Raw genomic sequence first — 16,330 nt, 5'->3', positions numbered from 1 at the left:
TTATTCCAAGCTTGCTAAGGGTCTAACGACCCAGTTTTGATGATCTTGTTCCAAGACGGATGTACACCCAAGTTCCTGAGCAGTTCCGGTTTGTCCCGGTAATTGTTGAACAACCGCCAGTCCTTCGGCACGTAAATCCCTGATCTTTTCGTTTAACGCCGCATCGTCCAAATACGGAGCGAATATCAAGGCCCGCTGTTCATTTTGATAGGATGCCTTGCCTAATACCGACAATACCTTCAAATCCGCACTAAAACCAGTCGCAGGACGCGCGCGCCCAAAAATGGCGCCAATATTGTCATAGCGTCCGCCTCGGGCAATTTCCCTGCCTACCGACGGCACAAAAGCCGCAAAAACCACGCCTGTGTGGTAATGGTAACCGCGCAACTCAGCCAGATCGAAACTGATCGGCAACGCGGGGAAACAGGCGGTCAATTTATCCGCAATGGCTTCCAAATTCGCTAAAGCCTCCTTGACTTCGCCATTAGCCGCCAACAAAATGTCTCGGGCTTTAGCGATGGTTTCCTTGCCGCCATTCAATTGCGGCAATTTCAGGAACATGGCCTTTAGCTCATCATTGATGCTGTAACCGGCCATCAACTCCTGAAGCTCGGGCCTGGCCTTGCGCTGTAACACATCAAACAACTCGGCTTCCTGCGCGTCATCCAAGCCTGCCTGTCTTGACAGCGCCCGGTAGATGCCGACATGGCCCAAATCGAGATGCACATCTTGCAATCCCGACATCGCCAGCATTTCCAGCATCAGGCGAATGACCTCTACATCGCTTTCCTTACCGTCATGGCCGTAAAGCTCAGCGCCTATCTGCATCGGGCTTCTGGTTTTTTCGAGCGGATCGCCTTTGGTGTGCAAAATAGTCCCCGTATAGCAAAGACGGGTCGGCCACTCCGCGTTAAGATTATGCGCGTCGATTCTGGCAACCTGCGGGGTCATGTCCGCCCTGACCCCAAGCATTTCGCCGGTGATCTGATCGGTCAGCTTAAAGGTTTGTAATTCCAGGTCATGTCCTGATCCGGTCAACAAGGAATCCAAATAATCGATGAAGGGAGGTATGACCAACTCATATCCCCAGCAAGCAAACGTGTCCAGTATCTTACGGCGCAAGCTTTCAAGATGCTTAGCCTCTTCCGGCAAAATCTCTTCTATGCCGTCGGGCAAAAGCCAGGAGTCTTTTTGTTGCATGTTTTGTATGTCCACTCAAACAAAACGCCCCGAATATGGAGCGTTGGTTACGGGGTTCTTGTAGAGGCAACCGGCCGGTTGCCCCTACAAGAATTTTATCTTTACCTATTTTTGCTGCTTAAAATATCTAAAATAGTCGGAATCGGGATCAAGCACCATCATGCTTGAACTCGTAAACGTCTTTTTATAGGCGTTCAAACTGCGATAGAAAGTGAAGAATTCAGTATCCGCACCATAGGCTTTGGCATAGATTTCCGCAGATTTCGCATCGCCTTCGCCGCGAAGCATTTCCGCATCCCGGAACGCATTCGCCATCGTAACAACCCGTTGCCTGTCGGCGTCGGCCCGAATTCTTTCGGCGGCTTCCGCGCCTTGCGATCTGAATTCACGGGCAACCCGCTCACGCTCGGCTTCCATTCTGCGAAACACGGAGCTACTGACTTCCTCCGGCAAATCGATGCGCATCACTTGCACATCAATAATTTCCATCCCTAAGTCGGCCGCAAGCGGCTTGGCGTTTTTAATCAGTATCTCACGAATCTCCTGGCGATCCGTTGAAACCAGCTGCTTGATGTTCCGCTTACCGAATTCACCGCGGAATGCGTCTTTAATGATTTGATCCAGGCGTAAATTAGCCTGATCCACATCACCGGCAACCACCGTATAGAAAGTGGTTACATCGCCGATGCGCCATTTAACAAAAGAATCGACGATAACGTTTTTCTTTTCGGCGGTTAAGAAGCGCTCAGGTTTGGCGGCCATCGTTTGAATACGCTTATCGAACTTCTTTACGTTGTTGATAAACGGCCATTTAAAATGCAATCCGGGTTCGTAATCGTTCTTTACGATCTCGCCTAAACGGAACTTAATTGCCTTTTCTGTTTCACTGACGGTAAACATGCACATCATGCCGATAAACAACAATGCGCCAAGGCCTACCAATATTTTATTCTGTGTCATTAGCGTCCCCTTGCGTCACGGCCGCGGGTTGAAGTTCGCACAGCGGTAGGCTGCGCCGTCTCAACCTTTGCATGAGAAGGTTGTTCTGCTGTACTTTGAGGAACGTTAGCTGGTTGAATCGAAGGCTGCTGCTGGATCATTTTATCTAATGGCAAATAAAGCATATTATTACTGCCTTTGACGTCAACCATCACAGTATTGGTCTCGGCCAATACCGACTCCATGGATTCGATATAAAGACGTTTTCTGGTCACATCCGGCGCTTTGGTATATTCGGCCAGCAATTTGGAAAAACGGTTGGATTCACCTTCCGCCTGGGCAATAACCTGTTCTTTATAGCCCTCGGCTTCCTGTATTTTTCTCGCTGCGGCGCCGCGCGCTTTCGGCACAACGTCGTTGGAGTAGGCTTCCGCCTCATTAATCAAACGCTGCTCGTCTTCACGCGCCTTAATAGCATCTTCAAATGCGTTTTGCACCTGCTCAGGCGGCTGTGCATCCTGAAGGTTGACACTGGTCACCTGGATTCCGGACTTGTAACTGTCCATCACATCCTGAATTTCTTTTTTAATCTGGGCCACGATTTCACTACGACCCTCAGTCAAAACAAAGTCCATTTTGCTGCTGCCGACCACTCCGCGCTGTGCGCTTTCAGTGACCTGCTTCAAGGTGGCTGCGGGATTGACGATATTGAAGATGAATTCCTTGGCGTCTTTAACCTGATACTGCACCGCCAAACGCACATCGACAATATTTTCATCTTTGGTCAGCATTAACGCTTCTTTCGGCACCGAGCCAAGAGCCTGTTCCGTGCCGCCGCTACGGTAGCCTACTTCAATGTAGCGCTGTTGCTTGACATCGACAACTTCAACCCGCTCGATAGGCGCAGGAAAATGCCAGTTCAAACCCGACTGAGTTGTCGCAACATACTTGCCAAAGCGGGTTTCTACGCCCTGAGTACCTTCGTCGACAATATAAAAACCGCTTAATCCCCATAAAGCTATCGCACCGACTGCGAGAAAGCCGAGACTTTTCAATGGAGGAAGTCCGGAAGAGTCGTCATCACCCTCTTTACCGCCGCCAAAAAAACCGCCTAACTTTTCTTGCAATGAACGTATTGCCTCGTCTAGATCGGGTGGGCCTTTTTGATCGCCACGACCGCTCCAGGGATCTTTCTTATCACCGCCAGGCTCATTCCAGGACATAACTTTGCTCCATATGGGTTACTTAAATTTTTATCAACAAGAGGCAACATTCCTTAAGCTTACCTACTCATGCTCGGTATTCTATCGTAAATATCTGCGAAAGGCGAAAGACTGAGGGCAAAAGGCTAAAAACCGGCCGCCCTCTTCTTTTGCCTTTTCAAACCACTTCCTCAACCTTAACTGATTTCAACAAACCCGAATACTTTGTATCAATTTCGACGACCAATTCATAGCCGCCAAAATCATCGGCTTTCTCGCTAATTATTTTGGCGCAAGAAAATAATTTCGCCCTTATATCGCCTTGACCGGGTTGCAAATAGCATTTTCTTTTGATTTTTGTATTTGAAAATATTTCAGCCAATGCCTGATAAAGCAGCTCGACTCCGTCTCCGGTTTCGGCGGACAACCATATACGAACAGGGTTTCCAACATCATCCCGATCAATCCGCGGCTGGATGTCATCCAATAAATCTATTTTATTGAAAACTTCAAGCTGCCTGACTTCATTAGCCTCAATATCTTCAAGCACCTGATTGACCTGGCAAATCGTTTCATCCCTATCGGCGCCGCTGGCATCAATCACATGCAACAACAAATCCGCCTCGCTGGCTTCCTGTAGCGTGGATTTAAAAGCCGCCACCAACTCATGCGGCAAATGCCGTATAAATCCCACCGTATCGGCCACAACAATCTCGCTGCTATTGGGCAACTTGCAGTTGCGCAAGGTCGGATCCAAGGTAGCAAACAGCTGATCCGCCACGTAAATATCGGCGCCTGTCAGCCTATTAAACAGGGTTGATTTACCGGCATTGGTATAACCCACCAGAGAAACCGATGGAACTTCCGCTTTTCTTCTTTTGCTGCGCCCTTGATGTCTTTGCTTATCGACTTTATCCAAACGCTGTTGAATCTGTTTAATGCGCAAACCCAATAGCCGTCTATCGGTTTCCAGCTGGGTTTCACCCGGCCCCCGCAAACCGATACCGCCTTTTTGGCGTTCCAAATGGGTCCAACCGCGAACCAGTCGCGTCGATAAATGCTGCAATTGCGCCAATTCAACCTGTAGTTTGCCTTCAAAGGTTTGCGCGCGCTGGGCAAAAATATCAAGGATCAAGCCATTCCTATCGACCACGCGAACGCCCAAAAAACCTTCAAGATTTCTTTCCTGACTGGGTGAAAGCGGGTGATTGAATAAAACAATGTCGGCCTCATAGATCTCGATGATACCTTTAAGCTCTTCAAGCTTGCCTTTGCCGACAAAATATTTTGGATCGGGTTTTTTGCGGCTGCCTGTTACCACATAGACAGGATCGGTTCCGGCGGACTTAGCCAATTCTTTTAATTCTAAAAGATCCTCCTGCCCGGAATGAAATGTCAGATGAACAAGGACTGCCCGCTCACCTGATTCGGGACGATCAAACAAATAAATACCCCATAGATATGATTATAAAAAAGATTTATTTTTCCTGCGCATGCCGATGCCCAGCAGAATTGCCGACAGAGAAAAAACATTCACACAAAAGCCCAATTATTCTTCACTGGAATCATGGTCATGGGTCAGCTTTACCGCTTTACTCGGTACAATGGTCGATATGGCGTGCTTATAAACCATTTGGCTGGAGGTATTTTTAAGCATAACCACGTACTGATCGAATGAATCCACTTTTCCCTGTAACTTTATCCCATTAACAAGAAAAATAGAAACAGGTGTATGCTCTTTTCTAAGAGCATTTAAAAAATTATCCTGCAAATTTTGACCTTTTGACATCCCATTTCTCCTTATTATTTTTTAATAACTATCGATTAAGATAACTGTAATTACAAATCAACACAAATCAATACTCCGGTTTCAGAATATTTTTTTAATCTACACACGCATATTCAGAACGTTCCCAGTTTTATCTGCTGATAACTCAATACGATGGGGTATATTTTTATAAATTCAAGTACGACTGACCTGCTCAGCATCACCTTACCGTCCCATTTAAATCAGGACAACCGGTAAAACGCAACCAATTTAACTTACTTCACGGGAATCTTGCCGATCCTGGCCTGCCAAATCTTTGGCGCGGTTTGATGCACCGAGACACCCTGCGTATCAACCGCGACCATAACCGGCATATCCTCTACAACAAACTCGTGTATGGCTTCCATGCCGAGATCTTCAAAAGCGACAATACGCGATTTACGGATGGCTTTTGACACCAGATAAGCCGCACCCCCGACCGCCATCAAATAAACGGCCTTATGTTTTTTTATCGCGGCAAGTCCCTCTGGCCCGCGCTCAGCCTTGCCGATCATGCCGAGCAAGCCGGTTTTATCCAGCATGACTTCGGTGAACTTATCCATCCGCGTCGCCGTGGTGGGGCCTGCCGGCCCCACCACCTCATCGCGAACCGGATCGACCGGCCCCACGTAATAAATGAATTTATTGGTAAAATCAACGCTTTTGGGCAACGCCTCGCCCCGTTCAAAAAGCTCAGCCATTCGCTTGTGCGCCGCATCCCGTCCGGTCAGCAGGGTACCGCTAAGCAATAAGGTTTCTCCCGGTTTCCAGCTTGCCAGGTCCTGCTGCGTCACTGTGTCCAGGTTAATTCTGCGAGCGGTGGCGCCTGCATGCCAAGCGATTTCCGGCCAATCTTCCAGGCGCGGCGGTTTAAATTCGGCGGCGCCGCTGCCGTCCAGAACAAAATGCACATGCCGGGTGGCGGCGCAATTAGGGATGATCGCAACCGGCTTGTTGGCCGCATGCGTCGGATAATCATTGATTTTTATATCCAGCACCGTCGTAAGTCCGCCCAAACCTTGTGCGCCAATCCCCAGCGCATTGACTTTGTCATACAGTTCCAGCCGCAATTCTTCAAACGCATTGCGCGGGCCGCGCGCGATCAGCTCATGAATATCGATAGACCCCATGCATGCCTGCTTTGCCATGAGCATCGCTTTTTCGGCGGTGCCGCCTATGCCTATACCCAGAATGCCGGGAGGACACCATCCCGCTCCCATGGTTGGAACGGTTTTCAACACCCAGTCGACGATACTGTCCGAAGGATTGAGCATCGCAAACTTTGCCTTGGCTTCGGAGCCTCCGCCTTTGGCGGCTATTTCGATGTCGAGCGTATCGCCGGACACGACTTCCATGTGTATTACCGCCGGAGTATTGTCCTTGGTATTGATGCGTTTCCCCGCGGGATCAGCCAATATCGAAGCTCGCAGCACATTATCAGGATGCAGATAAGCGCGCCGGACACCCTCGTTGATCATATCGGCGACACTCATATTTGCATCCCACCGGACATTCATGCCGATCTTTAAAAACACCGTAACAATGCCGGTATCCTGGCAAATCGGGCGATGGCCTTCCGCGCACATCCGGGAGTTGATCAAGATTTGCGCGATGGCGTCCTTCGCCGCCGGATTCTCTTCCTTTTGATAGGCCTCATGCATGGCCTTGATAAAGTCCAGCGGATGATAATACGAAATATATTGCAGCGAATCGGCAATGCTTTGAATAAGATCGTCTTGACGAATAATGCTCATCGAAGGTTCCCTGCTATATGCTTGCTAAGAATTCAGGCGGCCTATTATATCCGAACAGCTTGTGTTTGTGGCACGCGAACATGATTTGGCGCTGACTGATACAATCAATCAGCGCAGGGTACTAGAAAAATGGATTGTTATCCAAGGCAAAACCCGCCGCGTTCCTGTGCCCGCCTCCACCAAAACTTTGCGCCAGATGACCAACATCGTAATCGCCGATCGAACGGAGCGAGAAATTCCATTGCTGCTTTTTGCCGTCATACTGATAGGTCATCCCAAACGTACCTGATTTTTCGGCTAATACATGTCCCAAATCGCTTGAGAATAATGACGGCGCATTAACGGCAAGACCGGCCTGCCCGGCAACCGAAACATTGTGCGCCGACTTGGCCAGCCTCTGCACCATGCTTGCAAACTGCTTAACCTGTATGCGGCCCACCGCCAGCAATTCAGGCAGATCAAGCGCGCCAATCTCGGCAAATGTAATTGGGGTTCGCTCATACAACGCCGATGTAATTTCGCGGGTGCCGTCCAGTTTGAATCGCCAAAGATCACGGTCTTCGATATGCAACAGGATTTGAGGCGGTTTCAAATCGTGAAAAAAATACTGCCAAGTTAAGATGCACCCGCTCCGCGACAAATCGAAATTGACCGACAAATTTTCAGGAACGGGTTGTGCGTTGAAAAAATCATTGCATTGCTCCATCGCAGTCATGTGATGGTCAATCAGGATGATCCGGCCTGCTTTCGCGGAAGCATCGACTAATAGCTGAGGCGAATAGGAGAAATCCAATATATACAGTACCGCTCCCGGCTCAAAATCGGGCATATCGTCACCATAACGGGCAGGAATATAACGGACTTGATGACCCAACTTACAAAATGCGCTCCATGCCGCGCCCAAGCCATCCAAACAATCGCCATGATAAATAACTAAGGTTTCACTGGTTTCTGACATGTTTTTTAAAAGTCCCTGCGCTGAATAGGCCGATTGCTGTTGCCGTTATATTTGATTGTATTTTACACGAACCAAATCCTAATCATACGCGCACGCACAGATCTTTCGGCATCAAACCAAAAAACAGCCTATCCGGGCGTGCAGGTAGCGAAACGAATTTATAGAATTTATATATGAACAGGCGCAGGCTGCTGCTTTTTATAGCCTGACAGTCTGACGGATTGTAAAGCCTAACTTATTTGGTGCGGGATGATTTAGGGATATTTTCAGAGGGGCGGATTAACTGTGTTTATTTGCTTTACCCTCGTTATCATTCAATAACGGCAAGGCCTCGTTACGACTTAGCGGTACAATCTCCACGGCCCCTAAGCCCTGGATGCCCAATTTTTTTGCAGCCGCATAGGATAAATCCATGTCTCTTTTTCCATGAAAAGACCCTCGATCATTGATCCGAACCACAACGCTACGATGATTTTTGAGGTTGGTAACTTTAGCGTAAGATAACAGGGGCAGCGTTTTATGTGCTGCGGTCATTGCATACATGTCGTACTTTTGACCGCTGGCAGTCTGCCTGCCGTGAAACTCAGGACCATACCAGGAAACCGTGCTTGGACGGTTATTTGCCTGATGTTTGGTTTGATGGACTTTTGCTGCGGAGTGTTTGGAAATTTTCTTGACCGAGCGATGTTCGGACGCTTCCGCCGTTTGTATCGGGTTAACAAAATAACTGCATATAAAAAAAACAGGAACTGCTAGCATGATTTTATTCATAAGATAGAGCCTTTTTTATTTAATCTGGCTCCATCTTAACTTAACAAGTCTTAAGTGTAGCTTAAACTCACAAAATCAATGCCTTGTTAAACCCCCAACTCATCTGACTGTTTTTTTAAGTTATACGCACCTTCGTGAACTTCACCCTCTTAGGGAAGCACTGAACAAATCGACTCCGTTCGTCCCTGGGAACGTGCATGAAATAACTTGAGCAAGTTTTATTTTTCATTTTTTAACCATGAAGGACATGAAGGGGCATGAAAGGTTTAAGTCTTCATGTCCTTCATGCTCTTCATGGTAATTGCCTAAATTAATTTATGCATGATCCTTAGCTGCCGAAGGACTCAATCAGCGCTTCCTTAGCAAATTTAGCCTATCGCAACCAGACCTAAAAACCGAAAGAAACATAGGCGGCGATGGCGGCGACGCCAATCACAACCAGTTTAATTTTATTCAGCAAAGACAGCTCTTCCCAATAATAAAGCAAACTTGCTTTCTTATGCGCACAGTAAGAAAACAGGTTTTCTTTGCATCGCCGGCAAAAAGGCGGCAATGCCCGCCACAGCCAATAAAGCCCCGCGATGACAAAAGCCACTAGGATATAAAAGACAATAATCTGAGTTTGATGAGTGTCGGTATGAAACAGATGCTCAACGAAGTGATCGAGAGAGGACTCGATAAACTCAAACGCAAGATGAAGAAAATGGAGAATGTTGACGAACAGGAAATGGACCAGCCCGGACAATAAATCGAATGCTACATCAGGCACCGCGATAACCGTAACGACAGTACCCAGGATAAATCCCCGGACTATATTTTGTCGCGCTTTATGCTTGGCCACATGTTCAACCAGCAACTCCCTGTCTGCATTTTCCATACTGACAAAATGGGCACCAACAAAATAAGGAAAATGAGTCTGGTTTGGATCGCTATCTCTGCAATACACAACCTTGCAACACGTCACTATGATCGTCATGGTGGAGATGAGCAATATCTTGATTGCCAGGTAATCGCCTTCTTTAAGCGCATCATCGCAATTAAAAGCTATGCCGCTAGCACTGATATTAACGTTGCGAACGCCGTCTTCCTTAAACTGCCAGTCCGGCACGTTTTTTTTCAGGCCGGGCAATAGCGTTACTCCCCGCACCCTGTGTTCAACATTTATCGTCGACGGGGGAATATCCAAAATTTCATCGGCAGTAGCGTATGGGTCGGTCACCAATTGCTCATCTATTTTTTTATAAAACAGATTAACCTCGTCATAAATTCGAAAAGCAGCTCTTCGATTTTTATTTTTCATCATGCCGACCTTATCCATAATCCACAACCTCTACACTTTTTATTGCCAGGCTTTGATTACATTTATCACACTTCAAACATGTCTGAGCACGACATACTAACCCACCCAAACCCTGGCGTTTCTAAACAGGCGCATCCAAGCGCCGTATTCATCCCAATCGTCCGGGCGCCATGAGTTTTGCACGGTCCTGAAACAGCGCTCGGGGTGCGGCATCATAATGGTAAAGCGTCCGTCCGTGGTGGTCAGCCCGGTAATGCCGAACGGCGAACCGTTGGGATTGGCGGGAAATTCGGTAGTTAATTCGCCGTAGTTATCGACATAACTCAACGCCACTGCGCCCGCTTCCAGCGCAACCGCAGGGTCCTCGGCAAATTCCGCGCGTCCTTCGCCATGCGCAATGGCGACCGGCATTCGGGAGCCTTCCATACCGGCGAACAATATCGACGGCGATTTCTGCACTTCAACTAAGGCCACGCGCGCTTCGAATTGTTCCGAGTTGTTGCGCATAAAACGCGGCCAATGTTCTGCGCCGGGGATAATGTCTTTTAACCCCGACATCATTTGGCAACCGTTACAAACGCCCAAGCCGAACGTGTCGGGGCGTTGAAAAAAGGCGGCGAATTCATCGCGGCAGCGCGGGTTGAACAATATCGATTTTGCCCAACCGCCGCCTGCACCCAGTACGTCGCCGTAGGAGAAACCGCCGCAGGCGACTAGGCCGGTGAAATCAGCCAAACTGACCCGGCCATGAATAATATCGCTCATGTGCACGTCGATGCTGGCGAACCCGGCACGGTCGAATGCCGCAGCCATTTCCACATGACCGTTAACGCCCTGCTCGCGCAGTATCGCGACTTTGGGTCTTGCCGTATTTTTAAACCGTGCGGTCACATCGTCATCGACGTCAAAGGTCAACGCAACATTCAAACCGGGGTCTTCATCGTCAGTGATCCGCTCGAACTGTTGCTGCGCGCATTCCGGGTTATCGCGCAAAGCCTGCATTTTGTAGCTGAGTTCGGACCAGACGGTCTGCAATTCGGCCCGGCCGGCGGAATAAATAATCTCGCCCAAATGGCGGATATTCAGTTGCTGCTCGGCAATTGCTCCCTGCATTGCTCTACCTCCTGCATCCCTGCAGTTGTCATCAATGACCTTGCCGATCACATAAATGCAATCGATTAGGCCCGATTGTTTCAACAGCTCCACGACATCCTTGCAGTCGCTCTGACGCACTTGCAGTACCGCACCCAGCTCCTCGTTAAACAAAACGCCCAGTACATCCTCGCCCAGGCTGTCGAGGGTCAGGGCCACACCGAGCCTGCTGGCGAACATCATTTCCGCGACCACCGCCAGCAAGCCGCCATCGGAACGGTCATGGTAGCTCAGCAGTTTGTCCTGGGAGTTCAGTGTTTGTATGCTATCAAAGAAAGCTTTCAACAGACTTGCGTCATCCAGGTCGGGACAATCATCGCCGAGCTGGTTGTAGACTTGCGCCAGCACCGAACCGCCTAAACGGTTTTTACCTGCGCCCAAGTCAACCAAGATCAAGGCGCTGTCTTCATCCGGCACGCAGCGCAGTTGCGGAGTCAGGGTTTTATTTATATCGGCGACCGGCGCAAACGCGGTAATCACCAGCGACAACGGCGCGGTCAGCGTTTTTTCGACATCACCGTCTTTCCATACGGTAAGCATCGACAAGGAATCCTTGCCCACCGGGATCGCGATACCCAGCGCCGGACACAATTCCATGCCCACCGCTTTGACGGTGTCGAACAAGGCCGCATCTTCGCCTGGATAACCTGCCGCGGCCATCCAGTTGGCGGACAGTTTGATTTTTTTCAAGGAATCGATGCTTGCGGCGGCGATATTGGTGATCGCCTCGCCTATCGCCATGCGGCCGGATGCCGGGGCGTCGATCACCGCAATCGGCGAACGTTCGCCCATCGCCATCGCTTCGCCGGTCACAGAATGAAAGCCCACGGCGGTGACGGCCACATCGGCCACCGGCACTTGCCAGGGGCCGACCATTTGGTCGCGGGCCACCAGCCCGGTTACCGAGCGGTCGCCGATATGGATCAAGAAACTTTTGTCGGCGACGGCCGGGAATGCCAGCACGCGCTTGACCGCTTCGTCCAGCGTGATGCCGCTGACATCCAGCGCTTTGGTGTTGGCTGGAACGTGCTCGACATTGCGGTGCAGCTTCGGCGATTTACCGAATAATACCGACATCGGAATATCGACCGGCTTGTCGCCGAGCAAGTCGTCGCTCAGCGTCAAATGCTCTTCGTCGGTCGCCTCGCCGATCACCGCAAACAGGCAGTGTTCGCGTTCGCAAAAAGCGCTGAACAATTCCAGCGATTCCGGCTTAATCGCAACTACATAACGCTCCTGCGCTTCGTTGCACCAGATTTGCATCGGCGACATGCCGATATCGGCGTTGTGCACCTTGCGTAACTCGAAGCGGCCGCCTCGGTCGCAGTCATGGATGATTTCCGGCACCGCGTTGGACAAGCCGCCCGCGCCAATATCATGGATCGACACGATCGGCGTGTCGGCCCCCATCGCGTTGCAATGGTTGATGACTTCCTGGCAACGGCGCTCCATTTCGGGGTTTTCCCGCTGCACCGAGGCGAAATCCAGGTCTTCCGAACCTGCGCCGGAAGCCTGCGAGGAAGCCGCCCCGCCGCCCAGCCCGATCAACATCGCCGGGCCACCCAAAATGATGATCAGCGAACCGGCCGGAATCGGCTGTTTATTGACCAGCATCGGCCGGATATTGCCGAGGCCTCCGGCGATCATGATCGGTTTATGATAGCCCCGGAATTCATTGTCCTTGCCCGGAACCGCTTGCTCGAAGCTGCGGAAATAACCGGTCAGGTTGGGCCTGCCGAATTCGTTATTAAACGCCGCGCCGCCGAGCGGGCCTTCCAGCATGATGGTCAGCGCCGAAGCGATACGCTCCGGCTTGCCGTTATCGGCTTCCCAGGGCTGGGGGAATCCGGGGATTTTCAAATGCGACACGGAAAACCCGGTCAAGCCTGCTTTGGGTGCAGAACCGCGGCCGGTTGCACCTTCGTCGCGAATTTCGCCGCCGGAGCCGGTTGCCGCGCCCGGATAAGGCGAAATGGCGGTCGGATGATTGTGCGTTTCCACTTTCATCAGCAAATGCGCGTCTTCTTCGACATAAGCGTATTCGCCGGTTTGCGGATTACGGATAAAAACCCGCTCGGTTGAACCGACCATGACAGAAGCGTTATCGCTGTAGGCCGACAAGATGCCTTCCGGGCTTTTTTCCGCAGTATTGCGGATCATCTTAAACAACGATTGCGCCTGCTCCACGCCATCTATCGTCCAGTCGGCGTTAAAAATCTTGTGCCGGCAATGCTCGGAATTGGCCTGGGCAAACATCATCAGCTCGACATCTGTCGGGTTCCTGCCCAAGGCTTGAAAGCTCTCGGTCAGGTAGTCGATTTCATCATCGGACAAAGCCAGACCCAGTTCCGTATTAGCGCTAACCAACGCGTCGCGGCCTTGCTCTACTATGGCAACATGCATTAACGGCTTGGGCTGATGATGAGCAAACAATTCGGGCTCGACGTCGCCGTCCACAACGGTTTGGGTCATACGGTCGTGCAATAACGCTTTTACGGCGACAGGCAGCGGGATATTGGCGTCCAGCGTGTACTCAACGCCCCGCTCGATCCGGTTAACTGCGGATAACCCGCAACGCTGGGCAATCTCGGTCGCCTTGCTCGACCAAGGGGAAATCGTGCCTGAGCGCGGTACGACCAGCAAATGCGTCCCGGCAATTCCGTTGCCTGCATGGATGGAGCCGTAAGCCAATAACTGCTTTAGAATTGCCAACTGGTCGTCGTCCAAGTCATGCTCAATATCGATGAAGTGAATAAACCGGGCCGAGACGGCCTTGACAGCAGGCTCTATCGACTGAAGTTCAGCCAGTAGTTTATTAATGCGGAAATCGGAAAGCGCGGAAGTTCCAGAGATTTTTAACATGTGTAAAAATAAGGTTCAAGGTAAAAGGCAAAGGCTAAAGGCTAAAGGCGAAGGGCTAAAAAAGCCGTTTCGCCTTTAGCCTTTAGCCTGATAAATCACTTAGCCAAATCGGCCTTAATGGTGTCATACAACAGTGTCAACAAACTTAAACTCCCTGCGTCAGACACCGGTTTCTGTTCTTTATCCAGAATAACGACATCGGTCTGCCGGTTGTTTTCCACCATTTTGAGAACATATTCGTATTCATCGATATTAAGCCCAACGAAAAAAAAGACGCCCTCATCCCAAATAGATCCGTCTTCCACTTTCTGTTTGTTCGGCTCGTACTGGACTTGAAAAAATCGTTGGTCCTGGTTGCGGTTGGTCACTTCAAGAGCGTTCCGGCTCAATGCCTTGCCGACTATACGCCATGCCTGGTTTGGCGGCGCACCGATATGCAATCGCTTTGCCCCATCCTCGGCGTCAACCAGTTCAATCTGGATAAATTTACGCTCGATATCCGCCGCTGTTTCGGTTGACGGGTCGGCTGGAGCCGCATCGACGGTCTCGGCAGCCGGGGCGGCAGGAACGTTTTTAATTGAGTCGCCGGCAAGATCGGCCGGCAAGACCAACGGCGGAATTTCAGTGGTGAACTGATAATCTTTTTCTTTGTCAGGAAATAAATTTTTTATGTAACTGCAGGCCGATAGATTGACCAACACAGCAACAATAATGGGTAAACCGATTTTAATTTTCATAAGGTATTCGTAACGTATTAGCTAGTTACTGTTCAGCAGGCAAAGACAGTTCAAAGCTCAAAAAATTATTACACTTTTCACCTTTCATTAACCTTTCAAACAACTTCGGCCTGACGCATCGCGTCTCGAACCGCGTCGAAGCAATCTTCGGTCAGCCAAGTTAGAGGTAAGCGTATGCCTTTGCCCATCAACCCCATCTCGGCAACCGCCCATTTGACCGGAATCGGATTGGACTGAATAAACAGGTTCTTATGCAGCGACATCAATTTTTTGTCGATGGCTAAAGCCGTTTCATTGTCTCCCTCTATCGCCGCCATGATCATTTCATGCACCAGCTTTGGCGCAACATTACCGGTTACGGTAATGCTGCCGTTGCCGCCCAGCAGGCAAAATTCACGACTGGTCGCATCATCGCCGGTGTAGATTGCGAAATCATCACCGGTCAAATCGCGGATTGCTTTAACCCTGGACAAATCCCCGGTCGCCTCTTTAACGCCGACGATGTTCTTGATATGAGACAAGCGGCCAACGGTTTCCGGCAACATGTCGCAGGCTGTGCGCCCCGGCACGTTATATAAAATCTGCGGAATATCGACGGCATCGGCAATAGCCTTGTAATGCAGGTACAAACCTTCCTGAGTAGGCTTGTTGTAATAAGGAGTCACGATCAGGCAGGCATCGGCGCCGGCTTCTTTGGCTAGCCGGGTCAGATTGATCGCTTCGGTCGTCGCGTTTGCGCCGGTTCCGGCAATCACCGGTATCCTGCCGCCGGCATAATCAACGATAGACTTGATAACATCACAGTGCTCATGCTCATCCAGCGTCGCCGACTCGCCTGTGGTGCCGACGGCGACCAAAGCGTCCGTTCCTTCTGCAATATGAAATTCCACCAACTTTTTTAAACTTTCCTTATCCACCGCACCGCGTTCATCCATCGGCGTTACTAAGGCTACGATACTACCTTGAATCATGAAATCTCTCGATCAGAATTAATACAGTTAAAAACTGGAAACATTATAACAAGCAAATAACTTTGTAGGGGCGGATTTATCCGCCCCTAAATGAATGAATTCGACCCAACAAAGCCAACATGCAAGCACTAGACGGACGGAGTTTATCTGGATACCCAGCTAACATTTTACCGGTATTTAGCCAGAAAACGATCCAGCGTATTGGCGAAATCCTGTTTTTCTCGCTGACCGAGAGGCGGCGGACCTCCCGATGCTTGACCGGTACTGCGCATTTCCTCCATAAAATCCCGTATGGCTAATCGCTCCCTGATATTTTCTTTGGTGTAAAGCTCGCCGCGAGGATTAATCGCATGGGCATTTTTTGCTATCACTTCAGCAGCCAGCGGAATATCGGCGGTAATAACCAGATCATTTTCCTGTAAATGTTTGACAATGTAATTATCAGCCACATCAAAACCGCCAGAGACCTGCACCGCCTTGATGACCTTGGAGGGAGGTACAGTTAAAAACTGATTGGCAACCAGCGTTAGCGGCACCTGTTTTCGTTCCGCCGCGCGGAATAAAATATCCTTAACCATATTAGGACAAGCGTCCGCATCGACCCAAATTCTCATTATGTAACCCTTGGTCCCGTTAATTTAGCTGCAAACTTTAATATAGTGCGTTATAATGCGCTG

13 protein-coding genes are annotated in these 16,330 nt (G+C 50.0%); all 13 read right to left on the bottom strand.

Annotation, left to right across the window (positions count from 1 at the left end):
• The 13 genes from B0F88_RS03060 to B0F88_RS03000 all read right to left on the bottom strand — a co-directional run bounded on the left by B0F88_RS03060 (nt 1) and on the right by B0F88_RS03000 (nt 16,267).
• Nucleotides 1-1,200: an ATP phosphoribosyltransferase regulatory subunit gene (locus tag B0F88_RS03060; RefSeq protein WP_104422476.1), complete on the bottom strand. Its 1,200-nt coding sequence runs from the start codon at nt 1,198-1,200 to the stop codon at nt 1-3.
• A 105-nt stretch (nt 1,201-1,305) separates the two neighbouring features.
• Nucleotides 1,306-2,160 (bottom strand): protease modulator HflC, encoded by an 855-nt coding sequence (hflC, locus tag B0F88_RS03055; RefSeq protein WP_104422475.1) that lies wholly within the window; start codon nt 2,158-2,160, stop codon nt 1,306-1,308.
• Nucleotides 2,160-3,362: an FtsH protease activity modulator HflK gene (gene hflK, locus B0F88_RS03050; protein WP_104422474.1), complete on the bottom strand. Its 1,203-nt coding sequence runs from the start codon at nt 3,360-3,362 to the stop codon at nt 2,160-2,162. The genes hflC and hflK overlap by 1 nt, the downstream gene beginning before the upstream one ends.
• A gap of 157 nt (nt 3,363-3,519) precedes the next feature.
• Complete coding sequence (hflX, locus tag B0F88_RS03045) at nt 3,520-4,785, bottom strand: ribosome rescue GTPase HflX (RefSeq protein WP_104422473.1); 1,266 nt, start codon at nt 4,783-4,785, stop codon at nt 3,520-3,522.
• Nucleotides 4,786-4,890: 105 nt separating this feature from the next.
• Entirely contained in the window at nt 4,891-5,130 is a 240-nt protein-coding gene (hfq, locus tag B0F88_RS03040) for an RNA chaperone Hfq (RefSeq protein ID WP_104422472.1), read from the bottom strand.
• A 254-nt stretch (nt 5,131-5,384) separates the two neighbouring features.
• Nucleotides 5,385-6,902, bottom strand: coding sequence for a fumarate hydratase (locus tag B0F88_RS03035; RefSeq protein ID WP_104422471.1), 1,518 nt, complete (start codon nt 6,900-6,902; stop codon nt 5,385-5,387).
• 121 nt (nt 6,903-7,023) lie between these two features.
• Nucleotides 7,024-7,860: a DHHA1 domain-containing protein gene (locus B0F88_RS03030; RefSeq protein ID WP_104422470.1), complete on the bottom strand. Its 837-nt coding sequence runs from the start codon at nt 7,858-7,860 to the stop codon at nt 7,024-7,026.
• A gap of 279 nt (nt 7,861-8,139) precedes the next feature.
• Complete coding sequence (locus B0F88_RS03025) at nt 8,140-8,619, bottom strand: septal ring lytic transglycosylase RlpA family protein (protein ID WP_308471986.1); 480 nt, start codon at nt 8,617-8,619, stop codon at nt 8,140-8,142.
• A gap of 400 nt (nt 8,620-9,019) precedes the next feature.
• Nucleotides 9,020-9,934 carry a PilZ domain-containing protein gene (locus tag B0F88_RS03020; RefSeq protein WP_258076544.1) on the bottom strand — a complete coding sequence of 305 codons (915 nt, stop codon included), beginning with the start codon at nt 9,932-9,934 and terminating at the stop codon, nt 9,020-9,022.
• Nucleotides 9,935-10,027: 93 nt separating this feature from the next.
• The gene (gene purL / locus B0F88_RS03015) at nt 10,028-13,945 is read right to left on the bottom strand and encodes a phosphoribosylformylglycinamidine synthase (RefSeq protein ID WP_104422467.1); all 3,918 of its coding nucleotides are present in this window, start codon (nt 13,943-13,945) and stop codon (nt 10,028-10,030) included.
• A 95-nt stretch (nt 13,946-14,040) separates the two neighbouring features.
• Entirely contained in the window at nt 14,041-14,682 is a 642-nt protein-coding gene (bamC, locus tag B0F88_RS03010; protein ID WP_104422466.1) for an outer membrane protein assembly factor BamC, read from the bottom strand.
• 95 nt (nt 14,683-14,777) lie between these two features.
• On the bottom strand, nt 14,778-15,653 hold the full coding sequence (dapA, locus tag B0F88_RS03005; protein WP_104422465.1) for a 4-hydroxy-tetrahydrodipicolinate synthase: 876 nt from the start codon (nt 15,651-15,653) through the stop codon (nt 14,778-14,780).
• A gap of 167 nt (nt 15,654-15,820) precedes the next feature.
• Entirely contained in the window at nt 15,821-16,267 is a 447-nt protein-coding gene (locus B0F88_RS03000; protein WP_104422464.1) for a YaiI/YqxD family protein, read from the bottom strand.
• Nucleotides 16,268-16,330 lie beyond the last annotated feature (63 nt).

The sequence above is a fragment of the Methylobacter tundripaludum genome (assembly GCF_002934365.1).
GTDB lineage: Bacteria > Pseudomonadota > Gammaproteobacteria > Methylococcales > Methylomonadaceae > Methylobacter_A > Methylobacter_A tundripaludum_A.
The sequence above is the reverse complement of the archived record's forward strand: the minus strand, read 5'-3'. Positions and strand labels throughout refer to the sequence as shown.

Excerpts from the sequence above, each read along its gene's own strand:
- B0F88_RS03035 (WP_104422471.1), bottom strand. The coding sequence starts at position 6,902 with ATGAGCATTATTCGTCAAGACGATCTTATTCAAAGCATTGCCGATTCG.
- purL (WP_104422467.1), bottom strand. The coding sequence starts at position 13,945 with ATGTTAAAAATCTCTGGAACTTCCGCGCTTTCCGATTTCCGCATTAAT.
- B0F88_RS03025 (WP_308471986.1), bottom strand. The coding sequence starts at position 8,619 with ATGCTAGCAGTTCCTGTTTTTTTTATATGCAGTTATTTTGTTAACCCG.
- hfq (WP_104422472.1), bottom strand. The coding sequence starts at position 5,130 with ATGTCAAAAGGTCAAAATTTGCAGGATAATTTTTTAAATGCTCTTAGA.
- B0F88_RS03030 (WP_104422470.1), bottom strand. The coding sequence starts at position 7,860 with ATGTCAGAAACCAGTGAAACCTTAGTTATTTATCATGGCGATTGTTTG.
- hflK (WP_104422474.1), bottom strand. The coding sequence starts at position 3,362 with ATGTCCTGGAATGAGCCTGGCGGTGATAAGAAAGATCCCTGGAGCGGT.
- dapA (WP_104422465.1), bottom strand. The coding sequence starts at position 15,653 with ATGATTCAAGGTAGTATCGTAGCCTTAGTAACGCCGATGGATGAACGC.
- hflC (WP_104422475.1), bottom strand. The coding sequence starts at position 2,160 with ATGACACAGAATAAAATATTGGTAGGCCTTGGCGCATTGTTGTTTATC.
- B0F88_RS03000 (WP_104422464.1), bottom strand. The coding sequence starts at position 16,267 with ATGAGAATTTGGGTCGATGCGGACGCTTGTCCTAATATGGTTAAGGAT.
- B0F88_RS03060 (WP_104422476.1), bottom strand. The coding sequence starts at position 1,200 with ATGCAACAAAAAGACTCCTGGCTTTTGCCCGACGGCATAGAAGAGATT.
- bamC (WP_104422466.1), bottom strand. The coding sequence starts at position 14,682 with ATGAAAATTAAAATCGGTTTACCCATTATTGTTGCTGTGTTGGTCAAT.
- B0F88_RS03020 (WP_258076544.1), bottom strand. The coding sequence starts at position 9,934 with ATGATGAAAAATAAAAATCGAAGAGCTGCTTTTCGAATTTATGACGAG.